This window comes from Tessaracoccus luoxuelianae (assembly GCF_054483915.1).
In genome coordinates, this window is the sequence record NZ_CM137013.1 from 2424883 (window position 1) to 2439946 (window position 15064).

15 protein-coding genes are annotated in these 15064 nt (G+C 70.9%); 5 read left to right on the plus strand and 10 right to left on the minus strand.

The annotated features are described in order from the left end of the window. From ACX1D1_RS10980 to ACX1D1_RS11005, 6 genes are all read right to left on the minus strand, one after another. Window positions 1-2514, minus strand: a complete 2514-nt coding sequence (locus ACX1D1_RS10980; protein WP_459054574.1) for an FtsK/SpoIIIE family DNA translocase — start codon at window positions 2512-2514, stop codon at window positions 1-3. Between the two features lie 69 nt (window positions 2515-2583). Next, a complete protein-coding gene (locus tag ACX1D1_RS10985; RefSeq protein WP_459054575.1) occupies window positions 2584-3507 on the minus strand; it encodes a thiamine-phosphate kinase in 924 nt (307 codons plus the stop codon). A 1-nt stretch (window position 3508) separates the two neighbouring features. Beyond that, entirely contained in the window at window positions 3509-4624 is a 1116-nt protein-coding gene (locus tag ACX1D1_RS10990; protein ID WP_182784281.1) for a D-alanine--D-alanine ligase family protein, read from the minus strand. A 31-nt stretch (window positions 4625-4655) separates the two neighbouring features. Next, window positions 4656-5450, minus strand: a complete 795-nt coding sequence (locus tag ACX1D1_RS10995) for a lysophospholipid acyltransferase family protein (RefSeq protein WP_459054576.1) — start codon at window positions 5448-5450, stop codon at window positions 4656-4658. A gap of 26 nt (window positions 5451-5476) precedes the next feature. Continuing rightward, complete coding sequence (locus ACX1D1_RS11000) at window positions 5477-6667, minus strand: cytochrome P450 (RefSeq protein WP_459054577.1); 1191 nt, start codon at window positions 6665-6667, stop codon at window positions 5477-5479. After that, window positions 6664-7293, minus strand: coding sequence for a winged helix-turn-helix domain-containing protein (locus ACX1D1_RS11005; RefSeq protein WP_182799787.1), 630 nt, complete (start codon window positions 7291-7293; stop codon window positions 6664-6666). Before ACX1D1_RS11005 ends, ACX1D1_RS11000 begins: the two co-directional genes overlap by 4 nt. Before the next feature lie 68 nt (window positions 7294-7361). Here ACX1D1_RS11005 and ACX1D1_RS11010 point away from each other — a divergent pair, with 68 nt between their 5' ends. Then, window positions 7362-8675: an MFS transporter gene (locus ACX1D1_RS11010; RefSeq protein ID WP_459054578.1), complete on the plus strand. Its 1314-nt coding sequence runs from the start codon at window positions 7362-7364 to the stop codon at window positions 8673-8675. A gap of 96 nt (window positions 8676-8771) precedes the next feature. Here ACX1D1_RS11010 and ACX1D1_RS11015 read toward each other — a convergent pair whose 3' ends face one another. Further along, entirely contained in the window at window positions 8772-9212 is a 441-nt protein-coding gene (locus ACX1D1_RS11015; protein ID WP_459054579.1) for a MarR family winged helix-turn-helix transcriptional regulator, read from the minus strand. A gap of 84 nt (window positions 9213-9296) precedes the next feature. Between ACX1D1_RS11015 and ACX1D1_RS11020 the strand changes: the two genes are divergently transcribed. Both ACX1D1_RS11020 and ACX1D1_RS11025 read left to right on the plus strand, forming a co-directional pair. Further along, entirely contained in the window at window positions 9297-9944 is a 648-nt protein-coding gene (locus ACX1D1_RS11020) for a maleylpyruvate isomerase family mycothiol-dependent enzyme (protein WP_459054580.1), read from the plus strand. A 4-nt stretch (window positions 9945-9948) separates the two neighbouring features. Further along, entirely contained in the window at window positions 9949-10590 is a 642-nt protein-coding gene (locus tag ACX1D1_RS11025; protein ID WP_459054581.1) for a mycothiol-dependent nitroreductase Rv2466c family protein, read from the plus strand. Here ACX1D1_RS11025 and ACX1D1_RS11030 read toward each other — a convergent pair. The 3 genes from ACX1D1_RS11030 to ACX1D1_RS11040 form a co-directional block, all read right to left on the minus strand. Further along, window positions 10584-11384, minus strand: coding sequence for an MOSC domain-containing protein (locus ACX1D1_RS11030; protein WP_459054582.1), 801 nt, complete (start codon window positions 11382-11384; stop codon window positions 10584-10586). The two genes, ACX1D1_RS11025 and ACX1D1_RS11030, sit on opposite strands and share 7 nt — an antisense overlap. A 176-nt stretch (window positions 11385-11560) precedes the next feature. Further along, window positions 11561-12208, minus strand: coding sequence for a response regulator (locus ACX1D1_RS11035; protein WP_182784302.1), 648 nt, complete (start codon window positions 12206-12208; stop codon window positions 11561-11563). Continuing rightward, entirely contained in the window at window positions 12205-13326 is a 1122-nt protein-coding gene (locus ACX1D1_RS11040; protein ID WP_182784304.1) for a sensor histidine kinase, read from the minus strand. Before ACX1D1_RS11040 ends, ACX1D1_RS11035 begins: the two co-directional genes overlap by 4 nt. A gap of 129 nt (window positions 13327-13455) precedes the next feature. Here ACX1D1_RS11040 and ACX1D1_RS11045 point away from each other — a divergent pair, with 129 nt between their 5' ends. Together ACX1D1_RS11045 and ACX1D1_RS11050 are read left to right on the plus strand one after the other, a co-directional pair. Next, window positions 13456-14178: an ABC transporter ATP-binding protein gene (locus ACX1D1_RS11045; protein ID WP_459054583.1), complete on the plus strand. Its 723-nt coding sequence runs from the start codon at window positions 13456-13458 to the stop codon at window positions 14176-14178. Further along, on the plus strand, window positions 14175-15038 hold the full coding sequence (locus ACX1D1_RS11050; protein ID WP_459054584.1) for an ABC transporter permease: 864 nt from the start codon (window positions 14175-14177) through the stop codon (window positions 15036-15038). Before ACX1D1_RS11045 ends, ACX1D1_RS11050 begins: the two co-directional genes overlap by 4 nt. Window positions 15039-15064 lie beyond the last annotated feature (26 nt).

The following is a 15064-nucleotide window of genomic DNA, read 5'->3' on the forward strand; positions in this document are numbered from 1 at the left end:
CTACCCGGCCGCGAGGTTGGCCAGCACGTCGTCGAGGTCATCGGGCTTGACCAGCACGTCGCGGGCCTTGGAGCCCTCGGACGGGCCCACCACTCCCCTGCTCTCGAGGATGTCCATCAGCCGTCCGGCCTTGGCGAACCCCACCCGCAGCTTGCGCTGCAGCATCGAGGTGGACCCCAGCTGGAGCTCCACGACGAGGCGGCAGGCGTCCAGGACCAGGTCCATGTCGTCGCCGATGTCGTCGACCACCTTCTTCTCGCCCCCGCCCGCGACCGTCACGTCGTCGCGGTAGTTGGGCTGAAGCTGCGTGGAGACGAAGGACACCACATCCCGGATCTCGGACTCGTTGACCCACGCGCCCTGGACGCGGACGGGCTTGCCCGCCCCCATCGGCAGGAAGAGCCCGTCGCCCTTGCCGACGAGCTTCTCGGCCCCGGGCTGGTCCAGGATGACGCGCGAATCGGTCATCGACGACGTGGCGAAGGCCAGCCGGGAGGGCACGTTGGCCTTGATCAGGCCGGTGACGACGTCCGTGGAGGGGCGCTGCGTGGCGAGCACGAGGTGGATGCCTGCGGCGCGGGCGAGCTGCGTGATGCGCACCACGGACTCCTCCACATCGCGCGGCGCCACCATCATGAGGTCGGCGAGCTCGTCGACCACGATCAGCAGGTAGGGGTACGGCGCCAGGACGCGCTCCGAGCCCTCGGGCAGCTTGACCTGCCCGGCGCGCACGGCCTTGTTGAAGTCGTCGACGTGCCGGAACCCGAAGGCTGCGAGGTCGTCGTAGCGCAGGTCCATCTCGCGCACGGCCCAGGCGAGGGCCTCGGCGGCCTTCTTCGGGTTGGTGATGATGGGGGTGACCAGGTGCGGGATGCCCTCGTAGTGGTTGAGCTCCACCCGCTTCGGGTCCACCAGGAGGAGGCGAACCTCGTCCGGGGTGGCGCGCATCATGATGGAGGTGATCAGCGAGTTGATGAAGCTGGACTTGCCGGAGCCGGTGGCTCCGGCCACCAGGAGGTGCGGCATCTTGGCCATGTTGGCCACCACGAAGCCACCCTCGACGTCCTTGCCGAGCGCCACGGTGAGCGGGTGGTGGTCGTTCTTCGCCTTCGGGGAGCGCAGCACGTCGCCGAGCGAGACCACCTCCTTGTCCAGGTTGGGGATCTCGATGCCGATGGCGGACTTGCCGGGGATGGGGGTGAGGATCCGGATCTCGTTGGATCCCACCGCGTAGGCGATGTTGTCCGCCAGGCCCGTGACCTTGCTCACCTTGATGGCCGAGCCGAGCTCCACCTCGTAGCGGGTGACGGTGGGGCCGCGGGTGTAGCCGGTGACGCGCGCGTCGATCTCGAACTCGCGCAGCACGTCCCCGAGCTGGCGCACCACCTTGTCCGAGGCCTCCGTGCGCGACTTCGGCTTGGAGCCGGTGGCCAGCGTCCGGTCGTCGGGGAGCGTGTAGACCATGTCTCCGCCGAGCTGCAGCTGCTCGGCCTTGGCCGGCGGGGGCGTGTGCGGCGGCGGATCGAGCTCGCGGTGCGCCTCGGTCTTGGGCCGGCCGGGCGCGGGCCTGACCTCGGGTTCGGCGGGGAGGAGATAGCCCTCGTCATCGATGTCGTAGACGGCCTCCTCGGAGGGTTCCTCGGCCGGATCGGCCACCAGCGGCGTGTCGTAGGGCACGTCGACGCCCAGCTTCAGCTTCGGGCGCGACTCGTCCGCGTCGCCGTCGGTCTCGACGAGGGCGCTGACAAGGCCCTTCGCCCCGGCAGCGAGCTCATGCAGCGGGCGCCCGATCACCACGAGCACGCCGAAGAGGGTGACCAGCACCAGGATCGGCACCGTGACCCAGACGGTCAGCAGTTCCACCAGCAGGCTGGAGGCCACGTGGCCGACGATGCCCCCGGCCTCACGCAGCGCGGTCATGTCGCTGGGCTGGGGCATGCCGCGGTTGAGGTGCACCAACCCGAGGACGCCGATGGTGATGAGGACCCAGCCGAGTCCCGTGCGCGGCGCGGCATCCACATCACGCGGATGGCGCAGCACCCGCCACGAGCCGTAGAGCAGCACCGCGGGGACCACCACCGAGAGCGAACCGAATACCGTCGAGATGCCGTCCCCCAGGCCCTGGCCCACCGGGCCGGGCAGGAGGAACCAGAACCGGGCCGCCACCACGATGCCGAGCGCCAGCAGGAACAGGCCCCAGCCGTCGCGGCGGAGCTTGGGGTCCACGTCCTGGGCGGCACCGCCGAAGCTGCGCGCGATCCAGCCGACGCCCCCGGCGAGCCCGCGGAACGTGGCGCCGATGCCGCGGGCCAGGGCCCGCATGGCGCGGCTGAAGCCGCCGGGGCCCTGGGGTGGCGCCGCCTTCGCGGGCGCGGGACGGCGCGACGAAGAGCCGGACCTCGACGGGGAGGCCGGCTTCTTGGTTGCCGTTGTCTTGCTGGAACGCGCAGCACTGGTCGAAGAGCTCGACTTCGTGCTGGCGCTCCGCGTGGGGGAAGAGCCGCGGGACGCCATGCGTCCCAACCTAGCCCAGGCCCGCCGCGTGGCCCGTATTTGCCCCGGCCGTTCGGCGGATCCGGCGGGTCAGGCGAAGTGGTCCCAGCCGAGGCTGCCGTCGAAGTGGGCGCCGTCGACGAGCACGCCCCGGCCCTCACGGACCACCCCGACCCTGCGCCATCCGACGGGGAGGGGGGCTCCGGGCGGGAATGTCGCGGCGAGTGCGTGGTCCTCTCCCCCGGCCAGCACGAAGCCCAGCCCGGGCTTGCCGGTGGCCGCGGCCACCCGCTGGACGGCCTCGGGAACGGTGAGTGCGGAGGTGTCCACATCGATGAGCACGTGGCTGGCCTCGGCGATGTGGCCGAGGTCCGCCAGGAGTCCGTCCGAGACATCGAGCATCGCGGTGGCCCCCGCCAGGGCGGCCGCGATCCCCTGCCCGTACGGCACGGTGGGGGTCAGCTGCTCCGCGACCAGCTCCTTGGGCGAGCCGAAGCCGCGCTGCAGCACCGCAAGCCCTGCACCCGCCCAACCGAGGCGCCCGCAGACCGCCACCACGTCTCCGACCCGGGCACCGGCCCTGGTCACGGCAGGCCTGCCACCGAGGTCTCCGAGGGCCGTGACGCAGATGGCGATGTGCGCCGACGACGACAGGTCTCCACCCACCAGGCTCACGCCCGCCTTGGCGCACTCCTCCTTGGCGCCCTCCTCGAACTCGGCCACCCAGTCCTGGTCCAGGTCCTTGGGAAAGGCCAGCGCCACCACCACGGAGCTGGGCCGTGCCCCCATCGCCTCCACGTCGGAGACGTTGACCGCCACCGCCTTGCGGCCCACCGCGCGGGCGGGCGACCACTGGCGCTTGAAGTGGACGTTCTCGATCAGCATGTCGGTGGTGACGACCACATGGCCGGCCAGGTCCAGGACCGCGGCGTCGTCGCCCACCGAGAGCACCACGTCGTCGCCGACGACGAGCCCCGAGGTGATCCGTTCGATCAGCTCGAACTCACCCGCCACGTCAGCGCAGCCCCACCGGGCGCGCCAGCGCCAGGTCGATCAGGCGGCCCACCAGCTCGGGATAGGTCATGCCCGTCTCCTGCCACAGGGTGGGATACATGGAGATCTGCGTGAAGCCGGGCATCGTGTTGACCTCGTTGATCCACGCGCCCTGATCCGTGACGAAGAAGTCCGCGCGGACGAGGCCCTCGGCGTCGACGGCGGCGTAGGCCCGCTTGGCCAGGGCCTGGAGGCGGGCGGTGAGCTCCGGGGGGATGTCCGCGGAGGCGTCCAGCGCGGCGCCGTTCTCGTCGATGTACTTGGCCTCGAAGTCGTAGAAGCCGTCGGCGGCCTGGACCCTGATCTCCCCGACGCCGGAGGCGCGGCAGCCCTCTGGGTCCTCCGGGTCTCCCAGCACCGCGACCTCGAGCTCCCGCGCCCCGGTGAAGCCCTGCTCCACCACGATCTTCGGGTCGAAGCGCTGGGCCTCGTCGATGGCCGCGTCGAGCTGGTCCGGGCCGGTGACCCGCGAGATGCCCAGCGACGACCCCCCGCGGGCGGGCTTGACGAACAGCGGGTAGGTGAGGTTCTCGTTGATTTCCCGGACGACGGCGGCCCGGTCGTGCCGGAGGCGGTGGCCCGACGCGGCCACGTAGGGCCACACCGGGAGCCCTGCGGCCTCGAAGGCCACCTTCATGAAGTGCTTGTCCATGCCGACGGCCGACGCAGTGACGCCGCTGCCGACGTACTTGATGCCCATCAGCTCGAACATGCCCTGGATGGTGCCGTCCTCGCCGAAGGGGCCGTGCAGGAGCGCGAACGCCACGTCCACCCCGTTGATGTCGACCAGCTTCTCGCCGGAGCGGGTGGCCACCTCGCAGCCGTGCTCGCCCACCATCCACACCGCGTCGTGCTCGGGGTCCGCCACCTCGGGGACCTTGCCGTCGACGATCCGGTAGCCGGCGATCACCTCGAGCGGGACCTGCGTCCACCGGCCGTTGCGGCTGATGCCCACGCCCACCACGTCGAAGCGACTACGGTCGATGGCCTTGAGGACGCCGGAGGCCGTCAGGCACGAGATGCCGTGCTCCGATGACTGGCCGCCGAAGATCAACGCCACGCGGATGCGGTCGCTCACTGGTCCTCCTAGGGGTGATGCGAGCGGCAGTCTACTCGGAGGGTCGCGGCTTCTTCGGCACGCGCCTGCCCACCCTGATGTCGAAGCGGTCCGTGGGCGGCTCCTCCCCGCGGAGCTTGCCCACCATGTCCGTCAGTACGTCGAGGATCTCGTCGGTCACCGCGTCGAGCACGTCCGGGGTGGGCTTCATGCCCATGTAGCGGCTCAGATCGATGGGCGGGCCGGCCATGATGGCCACGTCCTTGCGGCGGCCGAATATCCGGCGGAACTCAAGCTTCTTCTGGCCGAGGATCAGGTTGGCCCCGATCTGAGCGATGGGGACGACGGGCGCCCCGGAGGAGAGCGCCAGGCGGGCGGCTCCCCGTCGGCCGGTCATGGGCCACACGTCCGGGTCTGCCGTGATGGTGCCCTCGGGGTAGATGGCCACGGCCTGCCCCTTCTCCAGGGCTTTCGCCGCGTGGGAGAGCGAGTCCCCCGCACGGTAGGTGCCGCGATGCACGGGGATCTGCTCGCACTGGGTGGCCACCCAGCCGAGCACCGGCACCTTCCAGATGTCCGACTTGCCCAGGAATCGCGGCCACCGGCCGCTCCAGATCACGAACCCGCCCAGCACGATGGGGTCGAAGTTGGAGATGTGGTTGGCCACGAGGATGACGCCGCCGGTGGGCGGGATGTGTTCCTGCCCGGCCCAGGTCTGGCGGGCGAAGATCGGCACCCCGGACCGGGCGAGGTGCCCGATCAGGTGGTAGACCCAGGGAGCGGGCTCATGGTTGACCTTGCGCAGCGGGCGACGCCAAGGCTTCGCGACGGTGACCGGTTTCGTCATTGGGTCATCATGGCAGGTGGCCGCCCTCAGCCGTCGATCCTGAGCCGGAAACCGCGCAGCCAATATCCGGCGATGAGGTCGTCCCAGCCCACGTCGGGCTCCCGTAGGATCCGCGGCCGGCGTCGGAGGAGGCGGGTGAGGAGCACGTCGGATTCGAGGATCGCCAGCGGCTGTCCGGGGCACTTGTGGGCGCCGTCGCCGAAGCTGAGCCCGGCCTCGTTGACGCCGGCGGCGGTGTCGCGGTGGGGGCAGAGGTGGAGCGGGTCCTCGCCGACTGCGTCCGGGTCCGCGTTCGCGGTGCGCACGAAGATGTCCACCAGGTCTCCAGCGGCCATGGTGCAGGTCTCGCCGCGGTCGGTCACCTCGATGGGCTCCTGGACGCGGCGGTAGAGGTGCCCGACGACAGGCTCCAACCGGATGATCTCGTTGAGAATGGCGTGCCGCTCCGGCTGACCCGCCACCAGGTACCGCTCCCGAAGGGCGTCGTCGCCCAGCAGGTGCAGAGCGGCCATGCAGATGAACTCCCGGGTGGTCACCATCCCGGCGGTGCCGTACGTGACGCACTCGACGAGGATCTCGATGTCCGAGTAGTCCTCCGCGATGAGGTGGCTGATGATGTCGTCCTGGGGCTCCTTGCGCCGGGCGCGGATGGCGGGGCGGGCGTCCTGGAGGTGGAAGCGGGCGATGGGCAGGAGCCCGTTGAAGGCCGCCTTCGCCCATTGCAGATTGGTGCGGCCGAGGCCGGGCTTGGTGATGTCGAACGGGGGCTGGTTGAAGAAGCTAACCAGCCGCTTGGCCATCTTCTTCGGCGGCGCTGCCGTGAGCCCGACCACCTCGGCGGTCACTTCGACGGTGTAGTGGAGCGCGAGCTCGTCGAGCGTGATCTCCGGGCCCGCCTCGTCGAGCAGCCTGTCCGCGCAGTCCTCCATCTGCGTCTCGTAGCGTCTGGTGACCACCACGGGGGCGAAGAACCGGGCAACCTTCTTGCGCTGCTCGTCGTGCATCGGCCCGTCAGACATGAGGATGGGGTGGTGTGTGAGGTAGCCCTTGGGGATGGCCTCGGCGGTGAATCCGGCCTGGGTGGTGGCGTGCCGGGCGCGGAGCACCTGTTGGGCGGCGGCGAGCGACCTGATGCGCCACACTCTCGCGGCCCGCTCGACGCGCGGCCCGTCGGGCTCTCCGGGTCGCTCGACCCGGCGGTGTGCCCCCCGGCTCATCGCCCGGCCCCGATCGCCGCGGCGTCTCCGGGTACAGACGGCAGCGGGACGGCGCTGACGTAGACCCGCACCCGGCGCTCATCCGGACGGGCGGCCAGGTGGGCTGGGGTGGGGCCCGCGGCCTCGCGCAGGCCCTTCGCCTCCTCGGTGTGCCGCTCGACGACGGCCAGCAGTTCGTCGCTGAGCGCCTCGAGTTCGTCTCGGGTGAGCCACGCGCTGGTGGATCCCAGCACGCTGGCGTCCCGCCAGCCCTCAGGGTCGTCCTCCAGCGCCTCGACGGCGGCGTGCAGCGTGTCTGCCTGGTTGTCGATCATCCACCGGTTGAGGGTCCGCACGGTGTGGGTATCCGGGTCTGCCACCTTGTCGTAGGAGAAGCCGACGGCGCGCCACCAGCGTTCGCGCCCTGTCCCCTCGCCCGCGACCTCCTCGACGAAGCCGAACTTCGCTAGCTGCCGGAGGTGGTAGCTGGTCTGGCCGCTGCTCTCCCCCGTCTCGCGTGCGAGGACGCTCGCGGTGGCCTGCCCCTGGTCGCTGAGGAGCCGATAAAGCTGCATGCGCAGGGGGTGCGCGAACGCCTTGATCTGTTGGGCCGTGGCCGGCCGGGAATGGGTCTTGCGCTCGGACATGATGCAGAGGTACCTTTGCAGAGAAATCTTTGCATAGCTTCTTCTGCATCAGTCTACTGGAGGATCTCATGGCCGTGCGTCCCCTGGATCGACGATTCCGCGTCCACCTGTCCACCGTCGCGCTGGCGAATCTGGCCGACGGCGTGGTCGCCACCGGCGTGCCGCTGCTGGCCGTCACCCTGACCCGCTCCCCGGCGCTCATCGGGCTGCTCACCGCGGCCGTCTGGCTGCCATGGCTGCTGGCCGGCATCCCGGCGGGGGTGCTGGTGGACCGATGGGACCGCCGTCGCACGATGCTGGTGGCGCTGACTGTGCGCGCCCTCCTCCTCGCCTCGGTCGCGGTGGTGGGCGCCGCGGGCGGGCTGAGCATCTGGTGGCTGGTCGGCTTCGCGCTGGCGTACGGGTTCACAGAGGTGTTCACGGACCTGGCCGCCCAGGCGCAGGTGCCGGCACTGGTCGGCCGGGACGGAGCGTCGCTGCGGAGCGCGAACTCGCGGCTGCTCGCCGTCGAGCAGGCCGCCGGCGGGTTCGTGGCCCCGCCGGTGGCAGGACTGTTGGTCGCCGTCGGCGCGGCGTGGGTGACCGGGGTGCCGGCGCTCATCGTCGTCGGGGCGGTGGTTGTGCTGGCGCTGGGGCTCCGGGGCCGGTTCACCGCCCCTCGCCAGGCCGTCGACGACGACGGTGAGGCCGGCGCCGCAGCAAGGGCCGGGTCGCTCCGCCGCGAGCTCGGGGAGGGCCTCAGCGTCCTGTGGCGACATCGGGTGCTGCGCCCACTGCTCATCGCCGCGGGCCTGTGGAACTTCGCCTCGACCGCGCTGTCCGCCGTCATCGTGCTGTGGATGGTGGGTCCGGGCTCGGCCGGCGGGCTGACGCCGCAGGAGTGGTCGCTGATCCTGGTGGCCATGCCCGTCGGCGGGCTGCTCGGCAGCGTGGTCGCGGGGCCACTCACGTCGCGATGGCCGGAGATGCGGGTGCTGGTGGCCTGCTGGGGATCCGCCGGCCTGATCAACCTCCTCCCTCTGCTGTGGCCGGCCGCCTGGTCCTTCGCCCTGTTCCTCATCTGTGCGGGAGTGTTCGGCGTCGTGGGCAACGTCGTCAGCGGGTCGCTCCGGCCGCGGATGGTCGAGGAGCGCCTCCTGGGCCGCGTGCACGGCGCCGCCCGCGTGATCGGCTTCGGCACCATGCCGCTGGGGGCCGTCGTCGGCGGGCAGGTGGCGCAGTGGTTCGGGATCCCTGCGGTCTTCGTCGCGGTGGTGGCGCTGATGCTGGTCTCGACGGCGATTGTCGCGGGGCGTGTCCCACAGCCCGTCGTCGACCGGTGGGAGCTGCACCCTGCCGAGGCCGCCTCGACCGGCCCGGCACCGGACCCCGTTGCCGCCTGAACGGATCGCTGCAGCGGGGCCGGGCGACGCGGTCGCTCTCGGGGTGGGTAGACCAATGATCGCGACGGGTCCGACGAAGGCCCGGTCCAGCTGTCTCTATGAGCCCCGGTATGGATCGGTGATCTCGCGGAGCCGGGTGAGCGCCTCGCGGAGTTGGGCCATCCGGCGTCGGCCGAGGTGGGCGGTCCATTCGGCCTCGATGGCGGCCTCCTCGGCCCGGACGATGGGGGCCGCCTCGCGTCCACGGGGACCGATCCTGACGAGACGGACGCGGGCATCGGCGGGGTCGGCGACGCGCTCGACATAACCGGCCCCCTCAAGCCTGTCGATCAGCGCGGTCGCGGTCTGCTTGGCGACCTGCGCCTGGTCCGCCAGGTCGGAGATCCGGGTGCCGTCAGGTCCGATCCGCGCGGCGATCCGCGCCTGTGCAGCGGTGATGTCTGTGTATCCGGCCCGATGCATCGCGGCGAGAATCCTGGTCTCGGCCGCGCGGTGGGCGATGAACATCAACACCCCGACATGGAGTTCCTCGGTCATTCCTGCCCCTTGATCTAATCCCATAACCGAACTATCGTTGGTTCCAATATCGTACTATCTTAGCCCCCACAGAGAGACACGACGATGGACGACGACACGCTCTGGGAGCGGATCGACACCCAGCGGCTGCGGACCGCGGACCTGCTTGAGCGACTCACCGACGCCGAGTGGCGACATCCCTCACTGTGCGGGGGGTGGACGGTCCGCGACGTCGCAGCCCACCTGACCCTGCAACAGATGGGGCTCGGTGATCTGTTGCGGATGCTGCCGAAGTACCGCGGTGGCGGCACGAACCGGCTCATCGACGAGTCCGCCCGCACCAAGGCGGCCGCACCGGTCGAGATGCTGATCGCCGACATCCGGGCCATGGTCGGCTCCCGCCGCCACAACCTCGGCGTGACGAGCCGCGACACCCTGATCGACATCATCGTCCACGGCCAGGACATCGCTCTCCCCATCGGCCTGGACCTTTCGGTTCCGGTGGACGCGGCCGCCGAGGCTGCCACGCGGGTATCCACCCTCGGCACACGGATGGCGTCGGTGTTCCGTCCGGTGCCGTGGCGAGGCTTCCGGTTCAGAGCCACCGACACCCACTGGTCAGTCGGCGAGGGCCCCGAGATCACCGGTCCCATCCTGGCCATTCTGTTGCTCCTCACCGGACGCCCCGTCGCGCTGCCCCGGCTGGAGGGCGAGGGTCTGGCTTCACTGCGCCAGAGCCTGGGGAGCGGCTGACCCCATGACCGGCCACACCGACCGGGTCACGGTCATCGACGTCTACGCCGATCCGGTCTGCCCCTACGCATGGATCGCGTCTCGCTGGCTCGAAGAGGTTGCCCCCTCTCGGCCTGTTGAACTGCGACACCATGTGATGAGCCTGCGCATCCTCAACGAGGGGCATCATCAGGGCATCGCCTACCAGGCCAACGTCACCCGGACCGCCGGACCGTCGCGGGTGTTCACGGCTGCTGCCGTCCACGTCGGCGAGGGGATCCTCCGTGACCTGTACACCGCCTTCGGCACGAGGTGGTTCGCCCGATGGCGGCGTCCAGACCCCGACGCGCTCCGCGGCACCCTGGAAGCCGCCCTCACTGATGTGGGGCTACCCGCCTGGCTTGTCGAGGCAGCCGACACCGACACCTACGACGGGGCGCTGGCGGACAGCCACGCCGATGCCGTGCGCGGACTCGGTCGCGGCGCCGGGACCCCGATCCTCCACCTCGACGGCGTGCCCTGGTTCGGACCGGTGCTCGACGCGATCCCCGACGGGCAGGAGGCCCTTGACCTCTACGACGCCCTCCTGACGCTCACGAGGCACGAGACCTTCTCCGAGCTCCGGCGAGCCCGCTCCGGACCACCACGGCTCGCGAGCAGTCATTGAGGACCTCTGACCGGCCTGACGGTATCGCCCACGTGGACGCGACCTGCCTTCGTCACGACGCCGTCCACCCCGAACACGAGCTCGTTGCCCTGGCGGCGATAGTCCGCCAGGGCCTTCAACCCCTCGGTGCGACCCCCGCCCGTGTCGGGATCCAGGTCGATCACCCGGCAGCGAGCGATCGCGCGGCGCACCTCGACCTCGGCCTCTCCCAGGGCAATCCGACGCCCGATCCAGCCGTCCTCGAGGTGCGGCGCGTCAGTGTGCACGGTGAACGTGGCTCGCAGCTGCGCGTCGAGGACCGGCATCCCGGCCCTCCGGGAGAGTTCGACCACCGAACCGCTGGTGATCAGGCTGACGCTGGCTCCGTAGACCACGTCGCCCCCTCCTGCACGCGCCAGCACCACGTCGCGGCCCAGGAACGAGGAGTAGGCCTCGGCCCAAGGCCCGTCGACGATCTCGAGCGTCACCCGACGCCCCCAGTAGTCGACAGCGCGGGTCTCGCCTGTGAACCCCGGCGCTCCCTCCACCACCGCCCCGGGCAGCGTGGCGGTCAACAGACCGTCGGCCCAGGTGGCGGTGGTCTGCATGAGGGTGGGGTTCTCGACGGTGCGGATCACCCTGCCGCGCACAGGGTCCACGAGGCAGAACACCCGGTCTCCCACCGGCCCGGCCAACGTCAGGTCCACGAATGGCCGCGGCACGTGGCGGGCCCCCTTCAGCGAGGTGAAGCCGATCCGGGCGACGTGCACGTGCGCCTCAGGCCGCCTGGCCTGCAGCGTCCGCTCATCTGTCACGCAACGATTGTGCCGCAGTTCACCGGTTGCGCCCGACCTCAGGCCGGGAGAACGAGTTGCCGGGCCGGGTGGATGTCGTAGTCGGCCATGTAGTCGAACACGCCTCGCAGTTCGATGCGGGCGGGGTCCTGGTAGTAGGGGCGCTGCGCCCCGCAGGCAATCCGCGACTCCGATCCTCAGCCCTCGAGGAGGCCCAACTCCAGCGCCCGCAGCACCGCCCTGGTCCGGTCCCGTACCCCGAGCTTGAGGAACACGCTGGACAGATGGTTCTTCACGGTCCCCGAGGCCAGGTGCAGGGCGGCCGCGATCTCCGCGTTCGAGTAGCCCGCCGCCGCTAGACGCAGCACGTCGGTCTCGCGCGCCGTCAGCGGCTCGGGGCGTTCGTAGGCCTCGACACCGGCGGGGTGGGCCGCGGCCGCGCGGAACAACCGGTCGGTGAGGCCGGGCTGCAGCAGCGTCCCGCCGGCCGCCAGAGTGCGGATCGCTCCTACGAGCTGGTCGAGGGTGACGTCCTTCAGCAGGTAGCCGCGGGCACCGGCGCGAAGTGCCCGCAGGACGAGCTCGTCGTCATCGAACGTGGTGAGCACCAGCACCGGCACGGTCGAGCCGCGCTCCGCCAGCGCCTCCAGGGTGGCGATCCCGTCGCGGCGAGGCATGCGAAGGTCGAGGAGGAGCACATCGACATCGGTGTCGGCCAGGAGCGCGAGGGCCGCGTCGCCGTCCTCCCCCTCGCCCACCACCTCGATCTCGTCACTCAGCCCCAGCAGGCTGCGGATCCCCTGCCGAACCAGCGTCTGGTCGTCGACGAGGCCCACCCGAATCATGGAGCCGGCACCCGGGCGGTCACCGTGAAGCCATGCCCCGGCGTGGACTCCAGTTCGAGCTCCCCGCCGAGTGCCTCGAACCTCTCCGCCATCCCGGTCAACCCGTGGCCGCGCTCGATGCGGCGCACCCCGGCTCCATCGTCATGGGCACGCAGCCTCAGCCCGTCGTCGTCGGACACCACCTCCACCTCGAGTTTCGTGCCGCCCGAGTGCCTCACCGTATTGGTGGCGATCTCCTGGACCGCCCGGACGACAGCGAGCCTGCGCGCGTCGTCGAGGGGCGACCGCTCCTCCACGCGCAGGTCGACGGAGAGGCCGAGCCGCTCCATCACGTCGCGCAGGGTGGGCTCGAGCCCGGTCCGGGTGTCGCGCAGCTCGCCGACGGTTGTCCGCACGTCCCCGAGGAGGTCCTTCGCGATGGTCCGGGCGCGGAGGACGTGTTCCCGCCCGGCCCCGCTCACCTGGTGGGTGGCCACCTCGAGCTCCAGGGCGAGGGCGGTGAGCTGGTGGCCGAGCACGTCGTGGAGGTCACGCGCGATGCGGAGCCGTTCCGCCTCCCGGCTCGAGGTGGCGAGCAAGGCGGTAGCGGCGTGGAGGTCTGCGTGCGCGGCGGCGAGCTGGGCTCGCGCAGTGGCCTCCCGCCGGGCGGTGGTGACCACGAGCGCGGCGAACACCTGGAACGCCAGATACGCGAGCGTCTGGAACACCACATCGCTCGGTTCCCACCCAGCAAGCACCCCACCGACGGGGATGACGAGGGTCTGCGCGGCGACCAGTGCCACGACGGCCCTTGACTGCAGGTCGAACGCCGCGACCGCCGTCGTCACCACTGACAACAGCGCGGTCCAGCCGAGGTGCGGCGCGAGGAGCCACATGGAGGAAGCCGTGAGGAACAGCACCGCGACCGTCACGCCGGCCGGCCACGGCGGCCGGCGGCGGATCAGTTCGGCACCCACCAGGAACACGCCGAGGTAGATGAGGTAGGCCGCCCACCAGGCGGCGATGATCACCGGGTCGACGCTGATCTCCGCGCGCGCGGCGAGCACGGCCACGCCCACCACCAGCACCGCCACGAGGCCGGCGCCTGCGCTGAGGACCTCCTCCGCCTTGTTCGCCACATCCCGATGCTACGAGAGCCGGGCGCGCCGGGGGACGTGCCGTTGGTCATGGGTGCAGCTGGTGCCGTCCGGCACATCCGCCCTCCCCCACCCGATCCATAGCGTGGTGAGTGACGAAAGGAGAGCGCCATGACAGTCCTGGAGATGCAGGGGGTGCGGAAGGAGTACGGAGAGGTGACCGCCCTCGACGGGATGGATCTCGCCGTTGAACGTGGGGAGATCGTGGCGGTGCTCGGCCCCAACGGGGCGGGCAAGACCACCACCTTCGAGTTGCTGCTCGGCCTGATCCACCCGTCCGCCGGCTCGGTGCGGGTCCTGGGCGACGAGCCCGGGCCGAGGGTCCGAGGCCGGATCGGGGCGATGCTGCAATCGGCCGGGCTCCCCGAGCAGGTGACGGTGCGCGAGCTCGTCAGGCTGATCGGGCGGAGTTACCCGCAGATGCTCGACGTCGACGACGTGCTCGGCCGCACCGGCCTGACCAAGCGCGCCCGCCGCACCGTCACCACCCTCTCGGGAGGCGAGCGCCAACGGCTGCTCCTGGCTCTGGCTCTGGTGGGGGCGCCCGAGCTCCTCCTACTCGACGAGCCCACAGCGGCCATGGACGTGGCGGCGAAGCGCACGTTCTGGGAGCAGGCCCGGGCGCTGGACGGCGCCACGATCATGTTCGCCACCCACGACCTCGCGGAGGCGGCCGCGGTGGCGGATCGCGTGCTGGTGGTTTCCCAGGGTCGGCTCGTCGCGGACACCACCGCCGACGCACTCACCAACCACGGCAACGAGGACCTCGAAGAGGTCTTCCTCGCCCTCACCGCGGAGCGATCCTCCGCCCTCGACGACGGAGACGACCGATGACCACCAACCATTCACCCTTACGCCAGGGCGCCCCGACTGCGCCCACCCGTCGCGCCGCGCGACCCAACGGCAGCCTGGCCGGTCTCGCCCTCCTGGCGGCGGCCACCGAGCTGCGCGCCAGCCTGCGAACGCCTGAGTTCGCCGCCGGGGCCATCGCGATCCCCGTCATCCTGTACGCGATGTTCGGGCTACCCAACGCCGACGGCGTCCTGCCGGGCGGCACCGTCGTCGGCCTGGTGATGGCAGTGTCGATGTGCGCCTACGGCGTGGTGTCGCTGGCCATCTTCACCTTCGGCGAGGACGTCGCCAAGGAACGCGGCCGGGGCTGGACGCGGACCCTGTCCGCCACGCCGTTGCCCACCTGGGTGTATCTCGTGGGCAAGCTCGCCAATGCGCTGGTGCTCGGCACCGTCATCGTTGCGGCCATCGCCTCGCTCGCGTTCCTCCTGGGCGGGGCTGATCTCGCGCTCGGCACCTGGGTGCAGGTGTGGCTGCTCATGTTGGCCGGCGTGCTGGCGTTCAGCACTCTCGGCTTCGCGATCGCCTTCGTCGCGCGGCCACGCGCCGCGGCCATGATCGCCAACCTCGTGTTCCTGCCGTTGGCCTTCGCGTCCGGGTTCTTCGTGCCCATGAACCAGCTGCCTCAGGTCCTCCGCGACATCGCGGCCTTCCTACCCACCTTCCACTTCGGCCAGCTGGCCCACCACCTGGTGATGCCCGCCTCGGACGTCGCGTTCTGGACCGGCGCCGAGACCCGCCCGCTGTGGGTGCACGTGGTGTGGGTGGCGGGATCCGCCGTCGCCCTCGGAACGGTCGCCCTCATGGCGTCGCGCCGCGAGGCCGTCACCCGTCGTGGGTGACTGCAACCCGCCGGTTGGCGTCGCGA